Raw genomic sequence first — 21,801 nt, 5'->3', positions numbered from 1 at the left:
GTTCGACCCCAGAACGGCGCCCAAGCCTTGACAGGCCAGCCCCGGAACGGAGGCACGCGGGAAGCGCCGCCCGGAGGCAAACGCTCCGCCCGGCCCTCAAATGACGCCGCAACGACGGGCCAGGTCTGCTGACCTCAGCGACGCTGATCCTCATGACCCAGGCCGCCTACACCTTCGACATCGTTTCGGATCCCGACGGCCTGCAGGGCCTGAAGCGGGCCTGGGACGATCTGTATGCGCGACATTCCGCGCCGCACCTCAGCGACAGCTTCGACTGGGCCTGGCTCAGCTGGCGCGTCGTGACCTCGCGGGGCCGCGGACGCCCCCGCTGCGTCGTGGCCCGCCGAGGGACGCGCGCCGTGGCGATCTGGCCGCTGCTCGCCAGGCCCGGACAGCTGCTGCGCCTGGCGAGCCCCCTCAACTCGGAAAGCTCCGAGTACTTCCCCTCTCTCCTGGATCCCGCGGAGCCGGCCGACGCGCTCTGGGCGGCCCTCCTCCAGGAGCTTCGGGACCGCAGGCTGGCCGACGCGCTGCGCCTCCCCCACGTGCGGCGCGACAGCCCGCTCGACCGACTGGTGCGAGAGACGCCAGGAGCGCGCGCGACGCTCGTGCAGCCTGCTCCGCTGGTGAGCGCCGGCGCCTTTTCGGCGCCCGAGGACTACGCCGCCTGGCTGCCGGCCGACACCCGCGCCAACCTTCGCCGCCGGCGGCGGAAGCTGGACGAACTGGGACACGTCGAGTTCCGGGAGGTCGACACCGCGCCGGCGCGGGTCGAGGCTCTCCGATGGGTGCTGGCCCGCAAGCGCGAATGGATGGCCCGCCGCGGCCTCAGCAACGAGAGGCTGATGTCCAAGGCGAACGCGGAGTTCCTCGCCGCCACCCTCTCCCACGACTGGGGCGCAGGCGGCCGGCGCGTCTTCGCCCTGGAACTGGACGGGAGGACCGTCGCGGCGGAAGTCGTGAGCGTCGACGGCCGACGCGTCGAATCGTTCACCTCCAGCTTCGACGCCGCGTTCGACAGGTGCTCGCCGGGCCACCTGCTGACGCTGGCCGTGATCCAGTGGGCGCTCGCCCGCGGGCTCGACTACGACTTCCGGCCCGGGAACGAGGCCTACAAGCTGAAGTGGGCCACAAGGGTCGAGACGGTGACGTCCTACCTGCTGCCCCTCACCTTCCGGGGCGAACACTTCGTACGCTACCGACTGGCGAAGCGCTGGCTGTCCGAGCGGGCGCCGGCGCGGGTGCGCACGCAACTCGCCGCCCTGGCCGCCGGCGGGCGGAAGGCCCCGTGAAGGACCGGCGCCGCAAGGCCGTCGTCTTCCTGGACGACGGCGGGCGGCAGGCGACGCTGTTCGATCCCTTCGCCGCGGCGCTGAAGCGCCGGGGGTTGGCCACCCTACGCCTGACCATCGCCACGCCTTCGTGGGCGCGGGCGCTTCGCGACCGGCTCTTCTATTCTGAGGTCCTGTGTCTTGCCGCCACGGGCGGCGACCACCGCCTCCCTGCGCGCCTGGCCCGCTACGAGATCGTCGACGTCCAACTCGGTGAAGCCACGCTCGCGGAGCTGGGTCTGAGGTCGGACCTGGTCCGCGGGCTCGCACGCGTCGCCCTGTCATGCGCCGCAGCCCCGCCCGCAGAGCTGTTCGACAAGTTCGAGCTCAACGCCCGCCTCGCCGAGGCCGGCGTTCTCGTCCCGCCGCAGATCGCCGCGAGCGCCGCGGATCCGCAGGCGGCGGCTGACACCCTCGGGACACCCTACATGGTCAAGCGCCGGGTGGCCGAAGGCGGCCGCGGCGTGCTGCTGGCGGCCGGCCCGGCGGAGGCGGAGGCCGGCCTCGCCCGCTGGGGCGCCGCCGCCGAGGACGTCTTCTTCCAGGGGCACGTTCCTGGCGAGCTCGTGATGTACGGCGCGCTCGTCGGCGACAAGGGTCCGCTCGTGGAGCGCTGCTTCCGCGCGACCGGCTACCAGAAGCCGTGCGGCCCGAGCGCCGGCGTCACGCTGCATCACGAGCCCGCGGCGATGCGCGCGGGGCGCGCCGTGGCCTCAGCCCTGGGCGTGCGGGGACTGGTCCAGTTCGACTTCATCCAGGACCCTGCCGGGCGGCTCTGGCACATCGACGCCAACGCGCGGTGCTGGGGCTCGATGCTGGCCGCCAGCGCCGCCGGCGTCGGCTTCCTCCCGGCCTATGTCGGCCTGGTGACGGGGAGCGCCCTGAGGGGCCTGGACCTGCCGTCGGGCGAAGGCCAGGTCGGGGTCCAGCCCCACACCCTGCTGGCGGCCGCCGCCACCGGGTCATGGGCCGAGTTCGCCGCCGCCTGGCCCGCCTTCGCCAGGTTCTGCCGGACGGGACCGGGCGCAGCCTATTGGGGCCTGATCGGCCTCAAGGCGATTGGCCTTCACGCCGGAGCCCTTCTGCGTCGCCGGCCCTCTCCCGCTGCGGCCGCCGCGAGCGCCCGGTCAAGCAAGCCCGCGCTCTCTTCCAGCAGCGCCGACATCTGAGCATCGATGAGTCGGGCGCGCAGGTCGGCCAGCGCGCCCGCCCGGCGGGCCGCCCCGGGGCGACGGCGATAGGCCCAGCGCCACATCTGCTCATAGATCAGCCTCAGGGGGAGGACCACGGGGGAGAGCCCGTCCGGCCCGTAACCGGCGAGGAACGTCGCCTCCAGCCGCCGACGGGCCGCACCCAGTGGCGGCAGCACCAGCCCGCCCGCGAAGACCGGCGCGGAGGACATGAGGGTGAGGAAGGCCGCGGGGTCGTCCTCGGCGAGCCCGGTGACCTGCAGCGTCGGGTCGATCACCGCGACCTGGGCCGGCGCGGTGACGAGGACATTGCGCGGCGTGAAGTCGCCATGCAGCCGGACCCGGCGGACGGAGATCGTGATCGCGGGCGCGCGATCCAGGCTGCGATGCACCGCAGACGGCAAGGCCAGCCCGATCGGCGCCAGGTCGGCCGCTTCGGAGGCCCGGATCTCGGCGACCAGGTCGGCCAGGCGGACCTGGCCGACGCCGGCCTCGCCATGTCGGTGGAGCCTCCCGAGGAAGTCGCCCGCCGCACCGGCGGCGGCCAGGGCCGCTCCCGGCCGAGCCAGGACCCGCGAGAGGATCCTGGCGGCGCTCTCGCCCCGCACGTGCTCGAGCACCAGCCCGTCGCCGCCGGGCAGCAGGGCCACGGGTCGTGGGACCGCGTGCCGGTCCTCCCCCTGCCACCAGTCATGGCAGGTGCGCAGAGCCGCGAACTGCGCCGCCGCCGACAGCGCTCCGCCCGAAGCGGCCATGACCTTCACCACGTACCGCGGCGGTTCATGCCGGAGCCCGAGGACGTAGATAACCGACTGGGCCGAGACGAGCGGCGGGCCCATCCATTCCATCGCGGCGGCGTCGGGATCGATGGATCGAAGCGCCTCTCGCGCGGCGGCGAGGACCTTTCCCGCCGCCGCCACCACGGCGCAGCGGCCGGCGCCGGGCGGTTTGCGGCTCATCCGACCGGCTCGGCGAAGGGGGGCTCTCGCAGCGCCTGTCGCAGCCGGACGGCGCACCGATCGAGGAGCCTGCCCATGTGAAGGTCGACCACCAGCCGCTGGGCGCGCAGGGCCGTGCCGCTCGCTCGCGCCATGGCGTGCTCCGTGCGTCGCGCCCATCGCAGCAGGAGCTGCCGCAGCAGCCGGATCTCGAACACGGCCGGCGGGTTGGGCGTCGAGCCGTAGGCGGCCAGGAACGCCTGCTCGAGTTCGCGTCTCAGCCGGGCCGCGGGCGGCCAGGCGAGCCCCGCCATCAGGCTCGTTGTCGAGGAGAGATGGGCCAGGAACCGCGCCAGGTCGTCATCGGGCAGGCCGCACTCGGCGAGGGAAGGATCGATCATGGTGACGCTGTTCGGACCCGAGACGATGAGGTTCGCCCCCACGAAGTCGCCATGGCGCAGGACCTGCCGGACGGCGACGCGGCTTCGCGGCGCCTCGCGCAGCGCCTGCAGGACGGCGCGCGTCGGCTGCAGGCCCAAGGGCGTCAGGACCGCCAGCGCTTCCTCGCCAAGGTCGTCGGCCAGAGCGCGCAGGTCGACCTCGGCGTCCGCCGCTGCGCCGTGGGCGTGGAAGCGGCGCAGGAAGTCGCCGGCGGCGCCCACCGCCTGCCGGGCCTGCACAGGATCGGCCAGGGCGCGGGCCAGGGACGCCGCCACCGTCGGGCCCGGGGCGTGCCGCATGACGAGCGCGCCGAGGTCCGGGAGACAGGCGACCGGCTCGACCACCGCATGCCGATCCTCCTGCCGGAACCACGCGTGCGACCGGCGCAGCGCCTCGAACTGGGCGGGCGCGTCCAGGGGCGGATGGTGCGACGGCGCGTCGGCCAGGGGCACCTTGGCCACGAAGGTCGGAGCGCGATCAGCCTCACCCAGGAAGTACAGGCGGGAGCGTCCGGTGACCCGCCGACCGACCACCGTCAGGCGGGGGGATCCTTCGCCTTGGAGCGTCGGATGCGGGGCCATCGCCTGCAGGAGACGGGGCACGAAAGGGTCGCTCAGTTGCACGTCACGCCTGTGGCCACGTCGCTGGACCTGGCGCCCTCAAGGGGCGGCGGGGAACCGTGGCCCCGGCCGAGCCGCCGCGGATGATCATTTGGGGTGGCGAGGCGCCCCCTCCCATCCGTTGCTGACGTGGTTTCACGAACGGGCGACGACCTTGGACCACAGCCATCTTCTCGCCGCCGAAGCCTCACCCGCCGATCCGGGCGCGCACGGGCTCGCGCCGGGGCTGGAGGGCCGCTGCGTCCTCGAGATCTGCCGCGTGCCGTTCGTCGGCGGGGCGGAGCGGATCGCGCTCAACAGCGCCCAGGCGGTGCGCGGCGGCGGCGGCCGGGCCATCATCGCCTGCCCGCCCGGCGGCCACCTCGAGGCCACGGTCGCCCTCGAAGGCCTGGAAGGCCGCTCCATCGCGGCGTTGAGCGGGCGCCGCGGGCCCGCGGCCGACCTCGCGCGCGCCCTCTGGGCCACCCTCCGGAACCGGGAGGTCCTGTCCGCCCTGGTGGCGCAGGAGCGCGTCGACCTGGTCCACGCCCACCACCCCATCGGGGCGTATCAGGCGGCGCAGGCGGCCAGGCGGGCGGGCGCGCCGATCGTCCTGCACGTCCACGAGACCCTCCCCGTTCCTCGCCAGTACGCGGCGCTCGCGGGCTGGCTGCGGCGCGGGTGCGACGCCTTCGTCTGCGTCTCCGACGCCGGACGCGAGCTGCTGCGCAGCCTGGGCGCGCCGGAAGCGCGGATCCACCTGGTCTACAACGCCGTCGGACCGGCCTTCCTGGGGTCGCCCAGGCCGGCGGAGCTCGAGGGGAAGGCCGGCCCCCACATCGGCGTGTTCGGCGTCCTCGAGCCGCGCAAGGGTCAGGCCGATCTGATCAAGGCGCTCGGCCGCCTGTCGGGCGACCATCCCGCAGCCCGGCTCTGGATCGTGGGCGAACTCAGCTATGCGGGCAACGCCGCCTACATCGACGAGCTGAAGACCCTGGCCGCCGCCTCGGGGGTGGGCGAGCGGGTCCATTTCACCGGCTACCGCCGTGACATCCCCGAACTCATGGCGGCGATGGACGTGGTGGTCCTGGCCTCGCGCGAATTCGAGAGCCTTCCCACGGTGCTGCTGGAATCCGCCGCGCTGGGCCGCGTAAGCGTCGCCACCGATGTGGGCGGCGTGCGCGAGATCCTCACCGACGGCGTCACCGGCCTCGTCGTGCCGCCGAGCGATCCGGCGGCGCTGGCGGACGCGCTCGCCGCCGCCCTGGCGCCGGAGGCGGCGCGCCTCGGCCGGGCCGCCCGCGAGATGGCCCGGACCCGCTTCTCCCCGGTCCGGTTCGAACGAGACCTGCTAGGCCTCTTCGGCGACCTGGTGAGCGCCGGCCGCACGCCGGGGCGCTGACCGGGGGACCCGAACCCGGCGGCGGTAGCCGTAGAGGGCCGCCTCGATGGCGTCCACGGCGCGCGCAAGGACCACCTCCTCGTCGAAGCTCTCCTCCACGCGGCGGCGTGCGCCGAGGGCCAGCCGTCGCCGCAGCGCCTCGTCCGACATCAGCCGTCCGATGGCGGCGCCCAGCGCCAGCGGGTCGCCGGGCGGGCACAGCAGGCCGCTCACGCCGTCCACCGTGACGTCGGTGACGCCTGTGGGCAGGTCGCTGGCGATCACTGGCAGCCCGGCGGCCATGGCTTCGAGCTGGGTGATCCCGAAGGCTTCAGTGATCTCGGTGGACGGCAGGACGAAGGCGTCCGAGGCGGCGAGCAGCCGGAGCTTGTCGGACTCGCTCACCTCTCCCAGGAAGTGGGTGCGATCCTGCACCTCGAGGGTTCTGGCGAGCGCTTCGGCCGGGGCGCGGTAGGGGCCGTCGCCGGCGATGAAGGCGTGCACTCCCGGCGTCATGGCCAGGGCGCGGACCAGCACATCGAGCCCCTTGTACCGGGCGTGGCGGCCGACGAACCCCACGGTGCGCGCCCGGCCCGCCAGCGCGCGTCGCCATTCGGAGGCCGTCCGTCGCTGCTCGGGCGTGACGTCGTAGCGGCGGGCGGCGACCCCGAAGGGGACCGCCACGTACCTGCCCCCGGGCCGCAGGTCGCGCGACACCGTGACGTTCTTGTGGGACGAGACCAGGATGGTGTCGGCGGCGGCCAGCAGCCGCCCGTAGGCCGCCTGGGCCGCCCATCGCAGCGGGCCCCGCGGACGCATGTCCATGTGGTGCGTGATCACCAGCGGAGGGCTGGGCCTGCGCGCCATTTCCGCGAGGAGCGCGACAGACGCGAGGGGATTGGGCGCGTGGAAGTGGACGAGGTTGTACTCGGAGATGTCGAACGCCCCGAACAGGCTCCAGCTCAGGGGCTGGCCCGCCAGGGGACGACTGGCCGGCAGACGGCGCACCCGCACGCCGTTCCGAACCTCCTCGCCCCCCCGTTCCTCATGGCTGAACACCACAGCGGTGACGTCGTGCTCGGCCGCCAGCCTTTCGCAGAGCTCCGTCGTGTTGCGTTCGATGCCGCCGTTGAACGGCGCGTAGAACTTGCCGATCACCAAGATCCTGGACATCCGCAGCCCCTCTGAATGCCGGGCCAGCACAAGGTCGCGGTGGCGGAGAGGCAATCCTCAGCAGGGGCGCCAACCGTCAAATGACGAATGGCGCGATCGCCGCTGTCGCTAATCCTTCACGCAAGGGGCCCGCGTTGGTCGCGCCGCCCCCTCGTGCTGAAAGGGGCTCCTGCTGGACAGGGTCATGCCCAAGGCCAGGAATGGCGCCTTCCGACGCAGCCCCGCCGATTGGGGGCGTGCGTGGCTGGCGGCCCTGCATCGCCTGCTGAGCGCCGTCCTGCACCGCCAGGGACGCGTCTGCGTCTACGGCTGGCCCGACCACGAGGAGAACAGCCTGTTCGCCGCCGTCCTGCTGTCGCGGATGCCCGACCTGCAGGTGACGCTCCTGGCGCGGCGGCCGCAGCTGGCCAGGCGCTACCTGTCGCTCATCGCCGCCGATCACGAGCGCATACGGGTCGTGGCGAAGAACTCCCTCGCAGGGCTGCTGCACGCCAGCGCGGCTGAGGTGCTGCTGTTCACGCACGGCCTCTACGGGTCGCCCGATCTCACGCGCCGGAAGCTCGTGATCAACCTGTGGCACGGCTACGGTCCCAAGGCGAACGACAACCCGGCCTTCTCCGCCCGCATCCCCTTCTCGGTCCTGACCTGCAATACGCCCGTCTGGGGGGCCGCGGCCGCGCGCTGGCTGGGAGCGGGCGACGCGCGCGTGCTGCGAAGCGGCAATCCCCGCCAGGTGGCGTTCAGTCTGCCGAGCCGGCCCGCGGCGTTGCGCCGGCTCGGCCTCGAGCGCGACCGTTTCGTGCTCTGGATGCCCACCTATCGCGAGGCGAACGGCGCCTCGGGGCCGCGATGGCGGGACTCCCCCGACCTCTCCGCCCGGCTCGACGCGCGTGGGACGGATCCGGTTTCCGAGATCGCCGTGCTCGCCAAGGCGGCAGGGGTCACCCTGGTGGTCAAGCCGCACCCGCTGGACTCCGCCCGGTTCGATCGCAGCGGGCTGCGCGTGGTCACCACCGACGAGATCCTCGGCAGCGGCATGACGCTCTACCAGTTCATCGCCGCATCGGCGGCGATGGTCAGCGACTATTCCAGCGTCTGGGTAGAGTACCTCGACCTCGACAAGCCGCTGGCTCTCTATTGCCCCGACCTCGGCGACTACACGGCGGGCCGCGGCTTCAGCGAACCGACGATGATGGAGCTCACGCCGGGGCTGATCGTGGAGGAGGCGCGCGAGCTGGGCGGGTTCCTTGCGGCCGCCGCCAGCGGCGGGGACTGGCGGCCCGAGCAGCGCCGCCGCGCCCGCGAGAACCTGAAGACGCAGGCGGGGCTCGTCCGGGCGGAGGCCTTCACCTCGGCCGTCATGAGGGAGCTCGAGCGCCACCGGACGCTGCGCAACCGCCCCGCGCCCCCATCCCCCCGCCCCGAGGTCGCCTTCCACCTGTCAAACGATCACTCGCGCTCGCCGCGGGTGACCTAGGCATGACGCTGGTGAGGAAACCAAAGCATGCGCCACGGACGCGGCGAGGCGATCGCCATCATCTTTGCTGGCGGCGCCGGGACCCGGATGTTGCGTCCCGGACCGCCGAAACAGTTCGTGGTGGCGGGGGACCGGCCGATCCTGGTCCACACGCTGCAGCACTTCCAGGACCATCCGGGCATCGGCGCGATCTATATCGCCTGCCTCGAGCCCTACATCTCGCATGCCTGGGACCTCACGCGCCGCTACCGGTTCGAGAAGGTGCGCGCCATCGTCCCCGGCGGCTGCACCGCCCAGGAGTCCATCCTCCGAGGCCTGGAGAGCGCCGTCGCGGACGGGGTGGATGAGCGCGCCGTCGCCCTCATTCACGACGGCGTCCGGCCGATCATCAACGCCGAGCTGATCTCCCAGAACATCGCCTGCGCCCAGGCGCATGGCGCGGCGGTGAGCGCGATCCCCTGCTTCGAGACCATCGCCATGTCGCTCGACCAGGCGGAGACGATCGAGTCGGTGACGGAGCGGGACCTGATGTACGTCCTGCAGGCGCCGCAGACGTTCCGGTTGGGCGAGGTGATCGAGGCCAACCGGCGGGCCATCGCCGACGGCCTGCTCGGCCGCTTCGTCGACCAGGCGCAATTGATGACGCACTATGGCCACCGGCTGCACATGGTGCCGGGGCTGCGGGGCAACACCAAGCTGACGACCGAGTTCGACCTGCTGCAGTTCTCGCTGCTGCTCGGCTCCGGTTCGCTTGACGGCGTGAGGGGGGCCCGGGTGGCGTGACCAGCCGGATCGTCGCCGAGGACGTGGCCGAGATCCTTCGGCAGGACCTCCCCTGGAGTTCGCTTGCGGGACGCAGCTTCCTCGTCACGGGCGCCACCGGCATGGTGGGCCAGTATCTGGTCCGGACCCTGCTGGCGCTGGGCCGGCGGGGCGAACCTACCCGTGTGCTGGCCATGACACGCCGTCCGGCGGAAGCCGCACGGGTCTTCGCAGCCGACCGCGAGAGCGGAGGCCTGCGGATCCTCGCCTACGATCCCGCGCGACCTCTGCCTCCCTTGGGCCGGCTCGACGTCCTGGTCCACGCCGGCAGCCCGGCCAATCCCGTGGCCTACCGCGACGACCCCGTGGGGGTGATCGTCGCCAATGTGCTCGGCGCCGCAAACCTGCTGGAGGCGGCCCGGACGCACCGGGCCACCTTCTGCTTCCTGTCTTCGGCGGAGATCTACGGCCAGGCGCCCGCGGACGCCTCCGGACGGGTGACGGAAGAGGCCGCCGGCGTGCTGGACAGCCTGGCGCCGCGCAGCGCCTACCCGGAGAGCAAGCGCCTCGCCGAGGCCCTCTGCGTCGCCTATGGGCTCCAGCACGGGGTCAGCTACCGCATCGCGCGGCTGGCGCACACCTATGGGCCCGGCATGGCGCTCGAGGACGCCCGGGTGCAGGCCTACTTCATGCGCCAGGTCCTGGCCGGCGAGGACATCACGCTTCGCTCCGACGGTCGGGCCCGGCGGAGCTACACCTACGTGAGCGACGTGGTCTCCGGCCTGCTGCACATGCTGGCCGCACCGGACAGCCTGGCCTGCAACGTGGCCAACGAACAGGCGGTCGTCTCCATCGCCGAGCTGGCGCAGGCGGTCATCCGCAGCGCGCCCGGCGGCGCGGCCCGGCTGAGGTTCGCACCCGACACCGCCGATGCAGGGCCGACGGTGGCCCCTCCCCTGCTGGACTGCGGGCGTCTGCGGGCGCTGGGCTGGCGAGCCCGGGTCGACCTGGCCACCGGCCTGAGACGCACCCTCGATCATCATCGCGCCGCGGCCGGCCGAAGGTCCGTCAGCGCAGGCTAGCCGCGCCCCCGGGATGGAGGCGGCCGCGGGCCAGGTCCGCGAGGGCGAGCAGGTTTCCCCTCAGCCTCGAGGGTCGGTCCACATATGGCTCCGGGAAGGCCGACTTGACGATGTTGGCCGCGAGGTTCCGGGCCATGAGGTTGGCGGCGCTGGAGACCGGATAGGTCCCCTTCCGGACCAGATAGATGGGATTGGCGATCTGCGAGTAGCCGTAGTTGGCGCCGGACACCCGGCCTGACTTCGTGCCGAGGTGGACGCCGACCAGCCGCTCCGACCGCACCAGTTCCCCGAGCTGTCGCAGTTGTCCGGACACGTCCTCGTCCTCGAGCCAGCCGTACAGCGGCAGCGCCTCGTCGAACCGAACCGAGCGCGCCGCGCGCGCGCGCAACGCCATGTTGCAGCCGTAGAGCGCCCGCGCAGGTCCCGGCCGGGCGCGCTCGTCACCGCCGCGCAGCAGCCGACGCCCCTGAACGATCATCTGCATCGCCTGCCTCAGGTCGTATCCCGGACCGTTGGCGCCGTCGGCGAGCAGGACGCCGGTCAGCCCCACGCAGGATGGCCGCTCGGCGAATTCGCGGGCGGCGTTCTCCAGCCAGTCCAGCCGCGGCACGAAGTCGTCGTCGAAGAAGGCGACGAAGCCGTCGTCCGCATCCCGCTCCCAGAGCATCGTCAGCGCCCGATTCCGCTGGCGGGTAAGTCCCTTCGGGCCGGTCACCGCCCGCGTCTCGAACGGCAGGCGTTCGAACAGCCTGTCGGCCGCCCCGGGAAGGTCGGCCTCGTTCGCGGCGGACACGATGACGAGGTCAGGGCGGAGGCTCTGATCGCAGAGCAGCGACAGCGAGTCCTCGACGTGGCGAGGCCTGCCGACGGTAGCGATCACGACAACGATCAAGTTCGGACCCGCGCTTAACGGACGCCAGCCCCGCAGCACGGCTGGCCATGCTGCGCCGCGGCAGCCCACAGCGAGCTTGCTGCGTCCCGCCTCGGCTCGGCAACGACCAACGGCGGGGGCGACCATCATATGGTCATCGGGATGTCCGGCCCGGCGCCGCGCACATCGGGGGCCGAGTCGGGCCTGAGCCGGCATGCCGCGGCTCCACGCCGCGCCTCACGCCAAGGAAAACAGAGAATTCGAGGGTGCGACCTGTGTGGCAGAGCGTCGCAGTTCTGGGCGCGTCAGGCGTAGTGAGGATTTCGATAACCAGGATACGCCATTGTGGGTTAGCGTTTGAAATCAACGGTTTGTTTTCATCTTGTTTCCACAGGCGAGATAACGCCGATCAACTTGCCAGAATTTGGCCACAAAGCTTGACCGTGGCGGGACGGCTGCGCGCCCGGTGCGACACCTCGGCACTAACTCGCCAAGCAACCCCCCACTAGTTTCCGGCCCGCCAGGCGGGGGCGATGGTATTCAGCAGGTAACTTGTATGTCGATCTTAGACGCAGAGAACTTCGTGCGTACACTGGGCGTCAACGCCCACGTGAGCTGGTCTAACTATTATCCGTACTCGGACACTTCCAAGGTCATATCCTCTATGGATTACCTTGGCATCGACAATATGCGCGACTACATCAACTCGAGTTCGCTGAACGTGTTCAAGCAGCTCGCGGCGAGCGGCATCAAGTTCGACCTCCTGCTCAATCCTGTCGTCGGCGTCGACAATTACATCGGGTGGGCGCGCAGCCTGGCGCAGACCTATCCCGGCTCGGTGGTCGCGCTCGAGGGCCCGAACGAGGTCGACAACTGGCCCGTCAGCTACAACGGCTTCACCGGCTACCAGGGCGCCATCGAGACCCAGAAGGCGCTGTTCACCAAGGCCAACGCCGATGCGGTGCTGAAGGATGTGCCGGTCTACAACCTGACGCTGGCCGGCATCGACGCGCCTGAATACTCGGCCATCGGCAACCTTTCCGGCTATGCCGACTACGCCAACGTCCACAGCTACTACCAGGCGGGGCAGCAGTCCTGGGGCTACAGCTTCGGCGACACCAAGTACACGCTGCAGGGCTACATCAGTTCCGGCCAGTGGAGCGCGCCCGGCAAGCCGACGGTGATCACCGAAACCGGCTCCACCACCTCGCCCGGCTCGGCCATCGGCGTGAGCGAGGAGGTCCAGGCCAAGCAGATCCTCAACTCGCTGATGTCGGCCGCCAAGCACAATGTGGCGGCGACCTACATCTACGAGCTGGTGGAGTCCCACAACGCCGGACCGAACGACATCGAGAGCCACTACGGCCTCTACCGCTACGACTGGACGGCGAAGCCCGCGGCGCACGCGGTGCACAATCTCACCAGCATCCTCACCACCGCCTCGGGCGGCGCCACGAACACGGCGGCTCCGGCCTATACGGTGACCGGCCTGCCGGCGACGGGCTCGAGCCTCCTGTTCCAGGAGGACAACGGCTCCTACGACATCGTGGTGTGGGCCGAGCCGGACCTGTGGGACCAGGCGGCGCACCGGGCGATCACGGCGCCGACCGCCGCCATCAACGTGTCGCTTGGCGCAACCTACGCCAGCGTCGCCGTCTACGATCCGCTGGTCAGCGACAAGCCGCTGCAGACCTTCAGCAACACCAACACGGTGAAGCTGTCGCTCACCGATCACCCGCTGATCATCGAGGTCAGCGGCGCTGCGCAGGCCCCCGCGCCGACGCCCGGGCCTGCGCCGACGCCCACCCCCGTCCCGCCCCCTCCGAGCCCCACGCCGTCGACCGGCGCCGAGTGGCTCGGGACCGCGCGCAATGACTCCAAGGTGGGCTCCGAAGGCGCCGACACGCTCTCCGGCCTGGGCGGAACGGACATCCTGAACGGGGGCAAGGGCGCCGACGTGATCTACGGCGGCCCGGACAACGACACCCTGCTGGGCGGACAGGGCGACGACCGCATCCTCGGGGACACCGGCCGGGACATCCTGAACGGCAACCTCGGCAATGACACGCTGACGGGGGGCGCCGACGACGTCGACTTCTTCGTCATGGAGGCCGGCGGCGGCCACGACGTGGTCACCGACTTCACCCTCTCCGAACGGGTGGACATGCGGGCCTTCGGCTCCAACGAGCACACCTACAAGCTCAGCCAGGCCGCCGACGGCGCGCTGATCACGGTCGGCGACACCAGCATGCTGCTCAAGGGGATCCAGGCGACCAGCCTCAAGGCCGGGAACTTCATCTTCAACAATCCCGCGCCCCTGAACCCGGTCACCACGGCGCCAGTCCCGGCGCCTGCGCCCGCTCCGAGCACGCCCGGCGTCAACTGGGTCGGCACCGCAAGCAACGACCTGAAGGTGGGAAGCGAAGGCGCCGACACCCTGTCCGGCCTCGGCAGCACCGATGTCCTGAACGGCGGCAAGGGCGCGGACGTGATCTACGGCGGGCCCGACAACGACACCCTGCTGGGCGGGCAAGGCGACGACCGGATCTTCGGAGACGGCGGCCGCGACATCCTGAACGGCAACCTCGGCAACGACACGCTCACGGGCGGCGCGGACGAGGTCGACTTCTTCGTCATGGAGCGGGGCGGCGGTCACGACGTGGTCACCGACTTCACCCTCTGGGAGCGCGTCGACATGCGGGCCTTCGGCGCGGAGCAGCACAGCTATGTGCTGACGCAGACCGCCGGCGGGGCGCTGATCACGCTGGGAGACACCAGCCTGCTGCTGCAGAACATCCAGGCCAGCAGCCTGCAGGACGGCAACTTCATCTTCGGCTGACCGGGTACGGCGAGGCCGGGTCACCCGCCCGGCCTCTGCCGACTCATCGGCAGGGGCGACCGTCATAGGATCATGCCGGACGGGGAAGCCCCTCTAGGGTCGACCGGGACTTTCCCGGAGCTCGCCTTGCCTCGCGCGACGATCCATCGGCTGGCCCTGGCGGCGGCGCTGTCGGTTCCCCTGCTGCACTCGCACGAGGGTGGCGTCGGCGCAGCCCCCTTCCCCGTCCGCATCGACAGCGACGGCAGCGTTATCGAGGCGCGCGCGTTCCTGGATCGCCTGGGCGTCAACGGCCACGTGAGCTGGCCGGGCCATTACCCCTATTCGGACACGGACAGGGTCGCAGGCGCGATGGCCTACGTCGGCGTCCGCAATCTCCGCGACTACATCAACTCGAGCAGCCTCTCGGTCTTCGACCGGCTCGCCGCCCGCGGGGTGCGGTTCAACCTGCTGCTCAATCCGAAGGTCGGACTGGACAACTATCTCGGCTGGGCGCGCGGCCTCGCCCAAGCCTACCCCGGATCGGTGGTCGCGCTGGAGGGTCCGAACGAGGTCGACAAATGGCCGGTGACCTTCGGAGGCCTCACGGGCTATCGGGCGGCCGCCGCGACCCAGAGGGCGCTGTACGCGCAGGCCAAGGCCGACCCGGTTCTTCGCGGCGTTCCGGTCTATAATGTCACCGTCTCGGGCATCAGCCGGGAGAGCTCGGACGCGCTGGGGGACCTGTCGGCGCACGCCGACTACGCCAATGTCCACCCGTACTACCGGGCCGGCCAGCAGTCCTGGGGGCACAGCCGCCTGGACACCCGCTACACGCTGCGGAACTACCTCGCCTCGGCGCGGTGGACCGCGCCCGGCCGTCCGGTCGTGGTCACGGAGACGGGCTCCACCACCGCCCGCCGGGCCCCGATCGGGGTCAGCGAGCCGGTGCAGGCCAAGCAGATCCTGAATTCGATCATGGCCGCCGCAAAGCACGGCGCGGCGGCCACCTACGTCTACGAACTCGTGGACTCCCACGACAACGGGCCCGCAGACACCGAGAGCCACTATGGGCTCTACCGCTACGACTGGAGCCCCAAGCCAGCGGCCCATGCCCTCCACAACCTGACCCGCATCGTCGGCCGGCGCAGCGCGCCGGCGCGCAGTCCGCTGCCGCGCTACAGCCTGGCGGGCCTGCCGCCCACCGGGGCGAGCCTCCTGCTGCGGAGGCCGGACGGCGGCTACGACATCGTCCTCTGGAGCGAGCCCGATCTCTGGGACGAGTCCGCCGCCCGCCCGCTCGCTGTGGAGCCCACGCCTGTCGAGTTGACGCTGACGTCGGAGCACGCGGCGCTGGCCCTCTACGATCCGCTCGTCGGCGACAGGCCGGTGCGGACCTGGAAGGCGGCGCGGAGCATCACCATTCCGCTGGCCGGCCACCCCGTGGTCCTGGAGCTCGCGCCATCGGCGGCCGGGAAGGCGCTGGTCGGGGGGCGAACCGCCCCCTGACCGACCTAGCGTATCGCCGGCGACATCAGGGCGAAGACGCGTGTGCCTGGACCGTGCGTCGGATCGGGCAGGAATTCCGCGACCCTCAGGCCGGCGGCCGCAGCCATGCGCTCGATCTGCGGCCACGAGAGCGGCGGCGCGCCTCGCCAGGTGGCGTCGCTGGTCAGGGCGCGCTTGCCCCTCAGCCGCTTGATCGCGGCGTGCGCCCAGGTCGGCACGAGGTCGGCGAGCCGGTACAGCAGGCGCAGCCGGAATCCGCCTGTTCTCAGGTGGATCATCGCCGCGCCGCCGGGCTTCAGCACGCGCCCCACCTCCCGCAGGTTGGCCTGGATGACGCGGTGCGAGGGCATGTGCTGGAAGACCTCGTACGAGAACACGAAGTCGGCGCCCTGGGCCGGCAGAGGGATCTTCTCCCCGTCGGTGGCGTGGAAGCGGATGTTCGGCCAATGGGCGTTAGCCGCCTTCGCCTGCGCCACCATCTCGTCCGACACGTCTACCGCGGTCACCTGGCCGAAGCGGCGGGCGAGCGCCCGGGAGAACCGGCCAAGACCGCAGCCGATCTCGAGCACGTGGCGGCCCGCCGGCTCGCCCAGCGTGCGGGACACCACCGGATCCAGGAACATCGCGGCCCGCTCTTCGCCCCTGGCGAAGAAGCCGTCGCGGTCTGTCGCGTGATAGGATTCCACGTAGAAGACCGCGTCGGCCTTCGCGCGGGCGTTCCAGGCTTCCTGCATTCTCGAACGGCTGGGCAAGGTCTCGCTCCGACATGGCTGGGCCGATGGAAGACGCCGCGCGGCGCGCGGCGCGCGCCTGCGCGGGGGGGAGCCGGGGCCGGCGCCTCCGCGCTCGCGGCGCGCCCTCACTAGATGGGGCGGGCGCGCCCGCGGCTTTGCCGTTTGATCATCGGCGCGCCGGCGCGCTCAGAAGGCGGACCGGTCGCGGAAGATGAGGAGCGCCGTCCGGGCGAGGATCACGACATCGGTCAACAGCGACCAGCGCTCCACGTACCGGATGTCGGCCGCGGCGCGCAGAATGATCGAGGACTCCCGGACGATCTCGCCCCGCAGGCCGTGCACCTGCGCAAGCCCGGTGATCCCGGGCCGGGCCCGGAAGCGCTGCGCGTAGTTGGGAACAAGGCGCATGAACGCCTCGTCGTGGGCGACCGCGTGCGGCCGCGGCCCCACGAGCGACATCTCGCCTCTCAGGACGTTGATGAGTTGCGGCAGCTCGTCGAGGCTGAGTTTCCGGAGGACCGCCCCGACCCGTGTGATCCGCGGGTCCCCCCGGCAGGCCTGCTGCACCGCCCGACCGTCTTCCTGGACCGTCATCGTCCGGAACTTCACGATCGGAAACACCTGGCCGAGGTAGCCCGTGCGCTGCTGCAGGAAGAAGATCGGGCCCCTCGTCTCTACATAGATGGCGAGGGCGATGAGCAGCAGGGCGGGCGCCAGGAGCAGGAGGGCCGTGGCGCTGACCACGACGTCGAGCAGGCGCTTGGCCCGGCTGGCGGCGACGTCAGCCGCGGCGAGCGCGCCCGGGCTGAGGCCCCCATAGATGACGCCCGGCGAAAGGCCGCTGCGACCCACATCGGCCAGCTCGGCTGTCGAGTAGCTGTCGAACTCCGAGGCGGCTGGAGACGGCGCAAGCAGCATGAAGCACCCCGTTGCTCTGTCATCTTGAGGACTACTGAGGATCTACGCGGCACGACTTCGCCCGCTCCCCACTCGCCTTCAGCGGTGTGCAACACAGGCCATATCACGCTAGCCAAATCGAGCAGGCCGGCCGCCATCATTTGACGAACCGCCCGCCCGCTTCGGGCGCCCCACCTTCCGCTGGGGAGGGCGCCGGCGGACCCGACGTCATTTGAGGCGGAAGGCGCAGCGCGGGGACGCTTAGCTGCCTCGCCGGTCCTGCTGGCCGGTACAGGCGACGGAGATGCCCCATGTGGTCCACCCCCGAGGCGGCGCCCCCGAGCGCGCGGCTGGGATGGAGTGCGCTGCTGGCCGTCAGCGGGATGGTGTTGGCGCTCACCGCGATCGGCAGGGCGGGCTGGCTGCTCTACCTCTTTCCACCCCTGTGCATCGGGCTCGGCCTGATCCTGGTGCGCCGGCCCGCGGCGTTCATCGTCTTCACCCTCGGCGTCTGGGTCTGGGCCCCGTTCGTGCGCCGCATTGTCGACTGGCAGACCGAGTACCACCAGCTGAGCTCCATCCTGGCCACGCCCACCGTGCTGACCGGACTGGCCTTTCTCGGAGTAGGCGCCTGGCGCACCGGACTCGCGCGCGCCCCGGGGTTCGCCATGCTGGGGCTGCCGCTCGCCTGGGCCCTCGCGGTCGGCTTCCTCAACAACGGGATCGTCCCGGCGGCCTACGCCCTCCTGGCCTGGGCGGGGCCGGCGCTCTTCGGCCTCTATGTGCTCGGCGCCCGGGAGCGGGAACCGGGGCTCGAGGCCACAGTGCTGGGCGGCCTCGCCCTCCTGGCGTTCGGCGCCAGCATCTACGGCATCGCCCAGTTCGTGGAGCCCGGCATGTGGGACCGGCGCTGGATGATCAATTCGGGCATGCCGGTGCTGGGCGAGCCCCTCCCCTTCCGGGTCCGGGTGTTCGGGCCTCTGAACTCGCCCGTGCCGTTCGCCGCTGTCATGGTCGCCGGCATCATCGCCGCCATCCTGGACCCACGCCCGTGGCGATGGTTCCTGGCGCCCACCATGCTGGTGGCCCTGCTGCTCTCGCTTGTGCGCTCGGAGTGGCTGGCGCTGGCGATCGGCATGACCGCCGTGGCCCTGGTGGCCGGCGTGGCCTCGATCGGCCGCGTTGTCCGGATGTTCGCGGTGGTTCCCCTGGTCTTCGCCCTGGGCCTGCCCCTGCTCGCCTACGAGCCGATCCAGCGGGCGGTGGTGAGCCGGGTCGAAAGCTTCCGCGCCGGCAGTTCCGACGTCAGCCTCCGCGACCGCCTGATCCTGTATCAGACCATCACCTTCGAGGAGCCCATCCTCGGCAAGGGGCTGGGCAGCACCGACAACGCCACCCGGCTGGGCAGCGGCAACGGCCGCCTCGATCCCAAGCACGGCACGGTGGACAGCGCCCTGATCCAGCTTGCGACGAGCTACGGCATCCCCATGGCTGTCGCCTTCCTGGCTGTCCTCGCCTGGCTCGCGACGGCGGCGGTCGTCGCGGGGCGGCGATCGTCGGCCGGCCTCGCGGGCCTGGCCATCGTGGCGGCCAGCCTCTCGCAGCTGCCGTCCTACAACATGCTGATCTCGGCCGCGGCCGTGCTGCTCTACTTCGGCCTGGGACTGAGCCTGCCGGTCAGGAGCTCGGCCACGACCGCCGCGGAAGAGGAGCTCGAGGCGTCGACCTTCCCGGACGAGTTCGCCCCGGGCGCGGGACTCCGCCGGACCTGAAGGTCGCGCTCGCCGGCGCGGCTTCGGCGGCCGACGCTGCGCGGCCCCGGCTCACGTAAGTATGAATGACCTGGGCCCCGCCGTTTCCGCGGCGTCCACCTAGGCGAATGAAGCGGCGGGGCGACGCCGCATGCTGGAAGAAGAAGCACGATCCTAGGGACGGGAGCGCGCGATGGCCCGCTACTGGCTTTACTTCAAGAGTTCGGGCGGGGAGATCGTTCGCGCCCTTCCCCTCGACTGCCAAGACGACCGGGAGGCGATCGCATGGGTGGAGAGCCGGCGGGACACCACCGATCGCGAGCTGTGGCTGCGCCGACGCAGGGTGAGGTTCTGGCCTTCCTCCGCCAATGAACCGTGAGCTCCGGCGGCGCCCGCGGCCGTGACGCAGTCGCCTGGCCCTGCCTGCGCACGAACCGATCTTTTGATACGGCGCGAGCGGCGCCGAGGTCCTGATCTGGCGCGAAGGAGGACCTCAGCATGCGGGTAGAGTACGCGATTTCGGGCGCAGCGTCGGGATGGCTGGTGAAGCGGGGCCATACGGCCGGACTGAGGTTCGCCACCCTCGACCAGGCGCTCACCGCCGCCCAGAACATGGCGCAGGCCGCGTCCGAACGTGGCGAGACGGCGGTCGTGACGCTCGCCTCGGACGGTGGCGCGGAAGAGCTGAGGCGCTTCGCGCCCCGATCGACCTGACGCCGGCTAGACCGCCGGCGCGCGGGCGTTGTCTGCGAGCGTCGCGGCGCCATTCGCTCCGGCGCCCGCCCGGTCCCGTCCATAGACATCGGGGTAGAACCTGACGCCTTCGGGCGTGGGGCCGGCGGTCAGGTAGCTGACGTAGACCGTCACCGGCGCGAACTGGTCCACCACCTGGTCCACGCCTTGGAACGCCGGATCCAGGGGCCGGTCCATGCGGATCCACGCCGCCAGTTCCTCGGCCCGCTCAACGCGGACGCAGCCGGCGCTGAGCTGGCGCGCCTCCAAGGCGAAGAGGCTCCTGTCGGGCGTGTCGTGCAGGTAGATGCCGAGCTCGTTCGGCATCATGAACTTGACCCGTCCCATCATGTTCTCGGGTCCTGGCCGCTGGCGCAGGCGCACCTCGGCCCGCCGCGCGGCCACCTCCGTCCAGTTGACGGCGGCCGGGCTCACGAGGCTGGCGTTGTCGCCCCAGTCCGACAGGACCTGCATCTGGCGCGCCTCGATGTAGCCCGGCCCGCTGCGGAGCGCGGCAGGCGCGATGGCCGCCTGGGCGATGTCGACCGGGACCTCCCAATAGGGATTGTAGACCATGTAGCGGATCAGGCCGGCCATGCCGGGGGTCTGTTCCCGCCGCGAGCCGACGATGACCTTCATGGAGCCGGCCAGCCGTTCGCCCTCGTACATCCAGAGGCGGCCGGCCGCGGGGTTCACCAGGATGTAGCGCTCGCCCACCGGCGGCGGCAGCGCCTGGGCGCGACGGAGGTTGGCGACGATCCGCGCCTCGAAGTGCGCCGGGCCCAGGTTCAACGCGGCGACGGTGTCGGGGTCCGCTGCGCCCGTCGCCGGGACGCCGTGGGCCGCCTGGAAGCGCCGCACGGCCGCGACGAGCTTGCTGTCGAAGACGTCGCCTGCGGCGAGCCCAAGCCGGAACCGCAGTCGCTCCACGCGCGGGCCGCGGTCGCCCGCCCGCAGCGTCGGCCCGACGGGAACCCTCGCCTTCGGCAGGGCCGCCCATTGGTCGCGATAGGCGACCAGGCCAGCGGCGAGCGCGTCGTGCACCGGGTTGAGCCGGCGGATGTCGTCCACCGCGCTGGGCGCGGAGGTGGCCCACTGGAAGAACTCCTCCGGCGGCGCCGGAGACGAAAAGGCCGGATCCACGAACGCCAGCTCTCGCCGGCGCGCCTCGGCGACCGCCTCGGCCCCGGCGGCCAGGGAAGCGGTCAGAGCCACCTCGACGCGGGCGCCGTCGCTCAGGCCGCCAAGCGTGCTCCGCCGGACTGCAGCCCCGGACCAGTTGCGAGCATCGTCCAGGGCGGCATGCTGCTGGTGGACGGCCAGGACACGTTCGGCGCGCTCCCGTGCGGCCGGACGAACGCGGCTTTGAGTCCAGAACGGCCACACGCCGGCCGCCTCCACCCAGACCGGCTCATATCGCCGCGCGGCGTAGAAGGCGGTCACCGAGGGCGGCGCCGCGCTGGCGGCGAGCTCCTGCCGCAGGTCCGCACGCAGGGCGAGGTCCGGGGCCTGGGACGCGACGAGCCCGGCTCCGGCCACCCCGAGAACCAGCGCCGATGTCAGCAGCACAGACCGCTTGGAGGCGTTGGCGGCGCGCGCGCCGATGACCCACCACCAGCCTGCCAGCGCGGCCTCCGCACGGCGGACTGCGCCGCGGCTCCTAGCCACGCTCTCCCGCCTTCCGCACGGCGAGCGACCGCCGCGTGGGCGGCGGGGCCGCTCCGATCGGCGGGGCCCCGGGCCGCGGCGTCGCCATCGCGAGCGCCGGCGTTCCCGAGCCGATGGGCGCCACGATCGGCGGCGGCTCCGGCGTGGAGGTCCCCGCGCCGCTGGGCGCCGATCCCGAAGGGACCGGCGCTGCGGCCAGCGGCGCGATCCCGGGGCCGCCCTGGGTCGCCGCGGCGCCGATCAGGGGGATCGCCAGCGGCACGAAGCCGTCGCCTCCCCCTCCTCCGCCGCCGCCGCCTCCGCCGCCGCCGGAGGCGGCGATGGCCGGAGAGACCATGCTCGTAGAGAGCAGCATCACCATCGCCGGCGGCACCGCGACTCCCGCGCGCCTCAAGAAGATCCGACGATCCTGTTCAACACGTTCGTCCTCGCCCTTGTCGCTCATAA

Annotated in this window: 19 protein-coding genes; 11 read left to right on the top strand and 8 right to left on the bottom strand. The window is 71.7% G+C overall.

The annotated features are described in order from the left end of the window. Nucleotides 1–152: 152 nt before the first annotated feature. Nucleotides 153–1,292, top strand: coding sequence for a GNAT family N-acetyltransferase (locus tag ACE3Q8_RS17705; protein ID WP_374471618.1), 1,140 nt, complete (start codon nt 153–155; stop codon nt 1,290–1,292). Further along, on the top strand, nt 1,289–2,500 hold the full coding sequence (locus ACE3Q8_RS17700; protein ID WP_374471617.1) for a hypothetical protein: 1,212 nt from the start codon (nt 1,289–1,291) through the stop codon (nt 2,498–2,500). The genes ACE3Q8_RS17705 and ACE3Q8_RS17700 overlap by 4 nt, the downstream gene beginning before the upstream one ends. Here ACE3Q8_RS17700 and ACE3Q8_RS17695 read toward each other — a convergent pair. Further along, nucleotides 2,398–3,480, bottom strand: coding sequence for a phosphotransferase (locus ACE3Q8_RS17695; protein ID WP_374471616.1), 1,083 nt, complete (start codon nt 3,478–3,480; stop codon nt 2,398–2,400). The two genes, ACE3Q8_RS17700 and ACE3Q8_RS17695, sit on opposite strands and share 103 nt — an antisense overlap. Then, nucleotides 3,477–4,502: an aminoglycoside phosphotransferase family protein gene (locus ACE3Q8_RS17690; protein ID WP_374471615.1), complete on the bottom strand. Its 1,026-nt coding sequence runs from the start codon at nt 4,500–4,502 to the stop codon at nt 3,477–3,479. The genes ACE3Q8_RS17695 and ACE3Q8_RS17690 overlap by 4 nt, the downstream gene beginning before the upstream one ends. A gap of 172 nt (nt 4,503–4,674) precedes the next feature. Here ACE3Q8_RS17690 and ACE3Q8_RS17685 point away from each other — a divergent pair, with 172 nt between their 5' ends. Further along, nucleotides 4,675–5,901, top strand: a complete 1,227-nt coding sequence (locus ACE3Q8_RS17685) for a glycosyltransferase (protein WP_374471614.1) — start codon at nt 4,675–4,677, stop codon at nt 5,899–5,901. On the opposite strand, the gene ACE3Q8_RS17680 is transcribed toward ACE3Q8_RS17685, so the two are convergent. Next, on the bottom strand, nt 5,851–7,053 hold the full coding sequence (locus ACE3Q8_RS17680; protein WP_374471613.1) for a glycosyltransferase: 1,203 nt from the start codon (nt 7,051–7,053) through the stop codon (nt 5,851–5,853). The two genes, ACE3Q8_RS17685 and ACE3Q8_RS17680, sit on opposite strands and share 51 nt — an antisense overlap. Nucleotides 7,054–7,237: 184 nt before the next feature. On the opposite strand from ACE3Q8_RS17680, the gene ACE3Q8_RS17675 reads away from it, so the two are divergent. The 3 genes from ACE3Q8_RS17675 to ACE3Q8_RS17665 are packed head-to-tail and all read left to right on the top strand — an operon-like array spanning nt 7,238 to nt 10,374. After that, complete coding sequence (locus tag ACE3Q8_RS17675) at nt 7,238–8,530, top strand: CDP-glycerol glycerophosphotransferase family protein (RefSeq protein ID WP_374471612.1); 1,293 nt, start codon at nt 7,238–7,240, stop codon at nt 8,528–8,530. Between the two features lie 27 nt (nt 8,531–8,557). Further along, nucleotides 8,558–9,313, top strand: a complete 756-nt coding sequence (locus tag ACE3Q8_RS17670; protein WP_374471611.1) for a 2-C-methyl-D-erythritol 4-phosphate cytidylyltransferase — start codon at nt 8,558–8,560, stop codon at nt 9,311–9,313. Further along, entirely contained in the window at nt 9,310–10,374 is a 1,065-nt protein-coding gene (locus ACE3Q8_RS17665; protein ID WP_374471610.1) for an NAD-dependent epimerase/dehydratase family protein, read from the top strand. The genes ACE3Q8_RS17670 and ACE3Q8_RS17665 overlap by 4 nt, the downstream gene beginning before the upstream one ends. Here ACE3Q8_RS17665 and ACE3Q8_RS17660 read toward each other — a convergent pair. Then, nucleotides 10,361–11,254: a glycosyltransferase family 2 protein gene (locus ACE3Q8_RS17660; protein WP_374471609.1), complete on the bottom strand. Its 894-nt coding sequence runs from the start codon at nt 11,252–11,254 to the stop codon at nt 10,361–10,363. The genes ACE3Q8_RS17665 and ACE3Q8_RS17660 overlap by 14 nt on opposite strands. A gap of 547 nt (nt 11,255–11,801) precedes the next feature. On the opposite strand from ACE3Q8_RS17660, the gene ACE3Q8_RS17655 reads away from it, so the two are divergent. Continuing rightward, a complete protein-coding gene (locus ACE3Q8_RS17655) occupies nt 11,802–14,084 on the top strand; it encodes a calcium-binding protein (protein ID WP_374471608.1) in 2,283 nt (760 codons plus the stop codon). Between the two features lie 126 nt (nt 14,085–14,210). Continuing rightward, the gene (locus ACE3Q8_RS17650; RefSeq protein WP_374471607.1) at nt 14,211–15,572 is read left to right on the top strand and encodes a hypothetical protein; all 1,362 of its coding nucleotides are present in this window, start codon (nt 14,211–14,213) and stop codon (nt 15,570–15,572) included. Between the two features lie 5 nt (nt 15,573–15,577). On the opposite strand, the gene ACE3Q8_RS17645 is transcribed toward ACE3Q8_RS17650, so the two are convergent. Next, nucleotides 15,578–16,324 carry a class I SAM-dependent methyltransferase gene (locus tag ACE3Q8_RS17645; RefSeq protein WP_374471606.1) on the bottom strand — a complete coding sequence of 249 codons (747 nt, stop codon included), beginning with the start codon at nt 16,322–16,324 and terminating at the stop codon, nt 15,578–15,580. 168 nt (nt 16,325–16,492) lie between these two features. Then, nucleotides 16,493–17,224 (bottom strand): sugar transferase, encoded by a 732-nt coding sequence (locus ACE3Q8_RS17640; protein WP_374471605.1) that lies wholly within the window; start codon nt 17,222–17,224, stop codon nt 16,493–16,495. A 290-nt stretch (nt 17,225–17,514) separates the two neighbouring features. On the opposite strand from ACE3Q8_RS17640, the gene ACE3Q8_RS17635 reads away from it, so the two are divergent. From ACE3Q8_RS17635 to ACE3Q8_RS17625, 3 genes are all read left to right on the top strand, one after another. Further along, nucleotides 17,515–18,975, top strand: a complete 1,461-nt coding sequence (locus tag ACE3Q8_RS17635; RefSeq protein ID WP_374471604.1) for an O-antigen ligase family protein — start codon at nt 17,515–17,517, stop codon at nt 18,973–18,975. 172 nt (nt 18,976–19,147) lie between these two features. Then, entirely contained in the window at nt 19,148–19,333 is a 186-nt protein-coding gene (locus ACE3Q8_RS17630; protein ID WP_374471603.1) for a hypothetical protein, read from the top strand. A 119-nt stretch (nt 19,334–19,452) separates the two neighbouring features. Beyond that, a complete protein-coding gene (locus ACE3Q8_RS17625; protein WP_374471602.1) occupies nt 19,453–19,668 on the top strand; it encodes a hypothetical protein in 216 nt (71 codons plus the stop codon). Between the two features lie 6 nt (nt 19,669–19,674). On the opposite strand, the gene ACE3Q8_RS17620 is transcribed toward ACE3Q8_RS17625, so the two are convergent. Both ACE3Q8_RS17620 and ACE3Q8_RS17615 read right to left on the bottom strand, forming a co-directional pair. Further along, nucleotides 19,675–21,354: a L,D-transpeptidase family protein gene (locus tag ACE3Q8_RS17620; protein ID WP_374471601.1), complete on the bottom strand. Its 1,680-nt coding sequence runs from the start codon at nt 21,352–21,354 to the stop codon at nt 19,675–19,677. Further along, complete coding sequence (locus ACE3Q8_RS17615; RefSeq protein ID WP_374471600.1) at nt 21,347–21,709, bottom strand: hypothetical protein; 363 nt, start codon at nt 21,707–21,709, stop codon at nt 21,347–21,349. The genes ACE3Q8_RS17620 and ACE3Q8_RS17615 overlap by 8 nt, the downstream gene beginning before the upstream one ends. Nucleotides 21,710–21,801 lie beyond the last annotated feature (92 nt).

The sequence above is a fragment of the Phenylobacterium sp. genome (assembly GCF_041913825.1).
GTDB lineage: Bacteria > Pseudomonadota > Alphaproteobacteria > Caulobacterales > Caulobacteraceae > Phenylobacterium.
This window is presented reverse-complemented; position numbering and strand designations above follow the sequence as displayed.

Bases quoted from the DNA above. Each gene is read 5' to 3' on its own strand.
- ACE3Q8_RS17705 (WP_374471618.1), top strand. From the start codon at position 153: ATGACCCAGGCCGCCTACACCTTCGACATCGTTTCGGATCCCGACGGC.
- ACE3Q8_RS17695 (WP_374471616.1), bottom strand. From the start codon at position 3,480: ATGAGCCGCAAACCGCCCGGCGCCGGCCGCTGCGCCGTGGTGGCGGCG.
- ACE3Q8_RS17680 (WP_374471613.1), bottom strand. From the start codon at position 7,053: ATGTCCAGGATCTTGGTGATCGGCAAGTTCTACGCGCCGTTCAACGGC.
- ACE3Q8_RS17675 (WP_374471612.1), top strand. From the start codon at position 7,238: ATGCCCAAGGCCAGGAATGGCGCCTTCCGACGCAGCCCCGCCGATTGG.
- ACE3Q8_RS17670 (WP_374471611.1), top strand. From the start codon at position 8,558: ATGCGCCACGGACGCGGCGAGGCGATCGCCATCATCTTTGCTGGCGGC.
- ACE3Q8_RS17655 (WP_374471608.1), top strand. From the start codon at position 11,802: ATGTCGATCTTAGACGCAGAGAACTTCGTGCGTACACTGGGCGTCAAC.
- ACE3Q8_RS17640 (WP_374471605.1), bottom strand. From the start codon at position 17,224: ATGCTGCTTGCGCCGTCTCCAGCCGCCTCGGAGTTCGACAGCTACTCG.
- ACE3Q8_RS17635 (WP_374471604.1), top strand. From the start codon at position 17,515: ATGTGGTCCACCCCCGAGGCGGCGCCCCCGAGCGCGCGGCTGGGATGG.
- ACE3Q8_RS17630 (WP_374471603.1), top strand. From the start codon at position 19,148: ATGGCCCGCTACTGGCTTTACTTCAAGAGTTCGGGCGGGGAGATCGTT.
- ACE3Q8_RS17625 (WP_374471602.1), top strand. From the start codon at position 19,453: ATGCGGGTAGAGTACGCGATTTCGGGCGCAGCGTCGGGATGGCTGGTG.
- ACE3Q8_RS17615 (WP_374471600.1), bottom strand. From the start codon at position 21,709: ATGCTGCTCTCTACGAGCATGGTCTCTCCGGCCATCGCCGCCTCCGGC.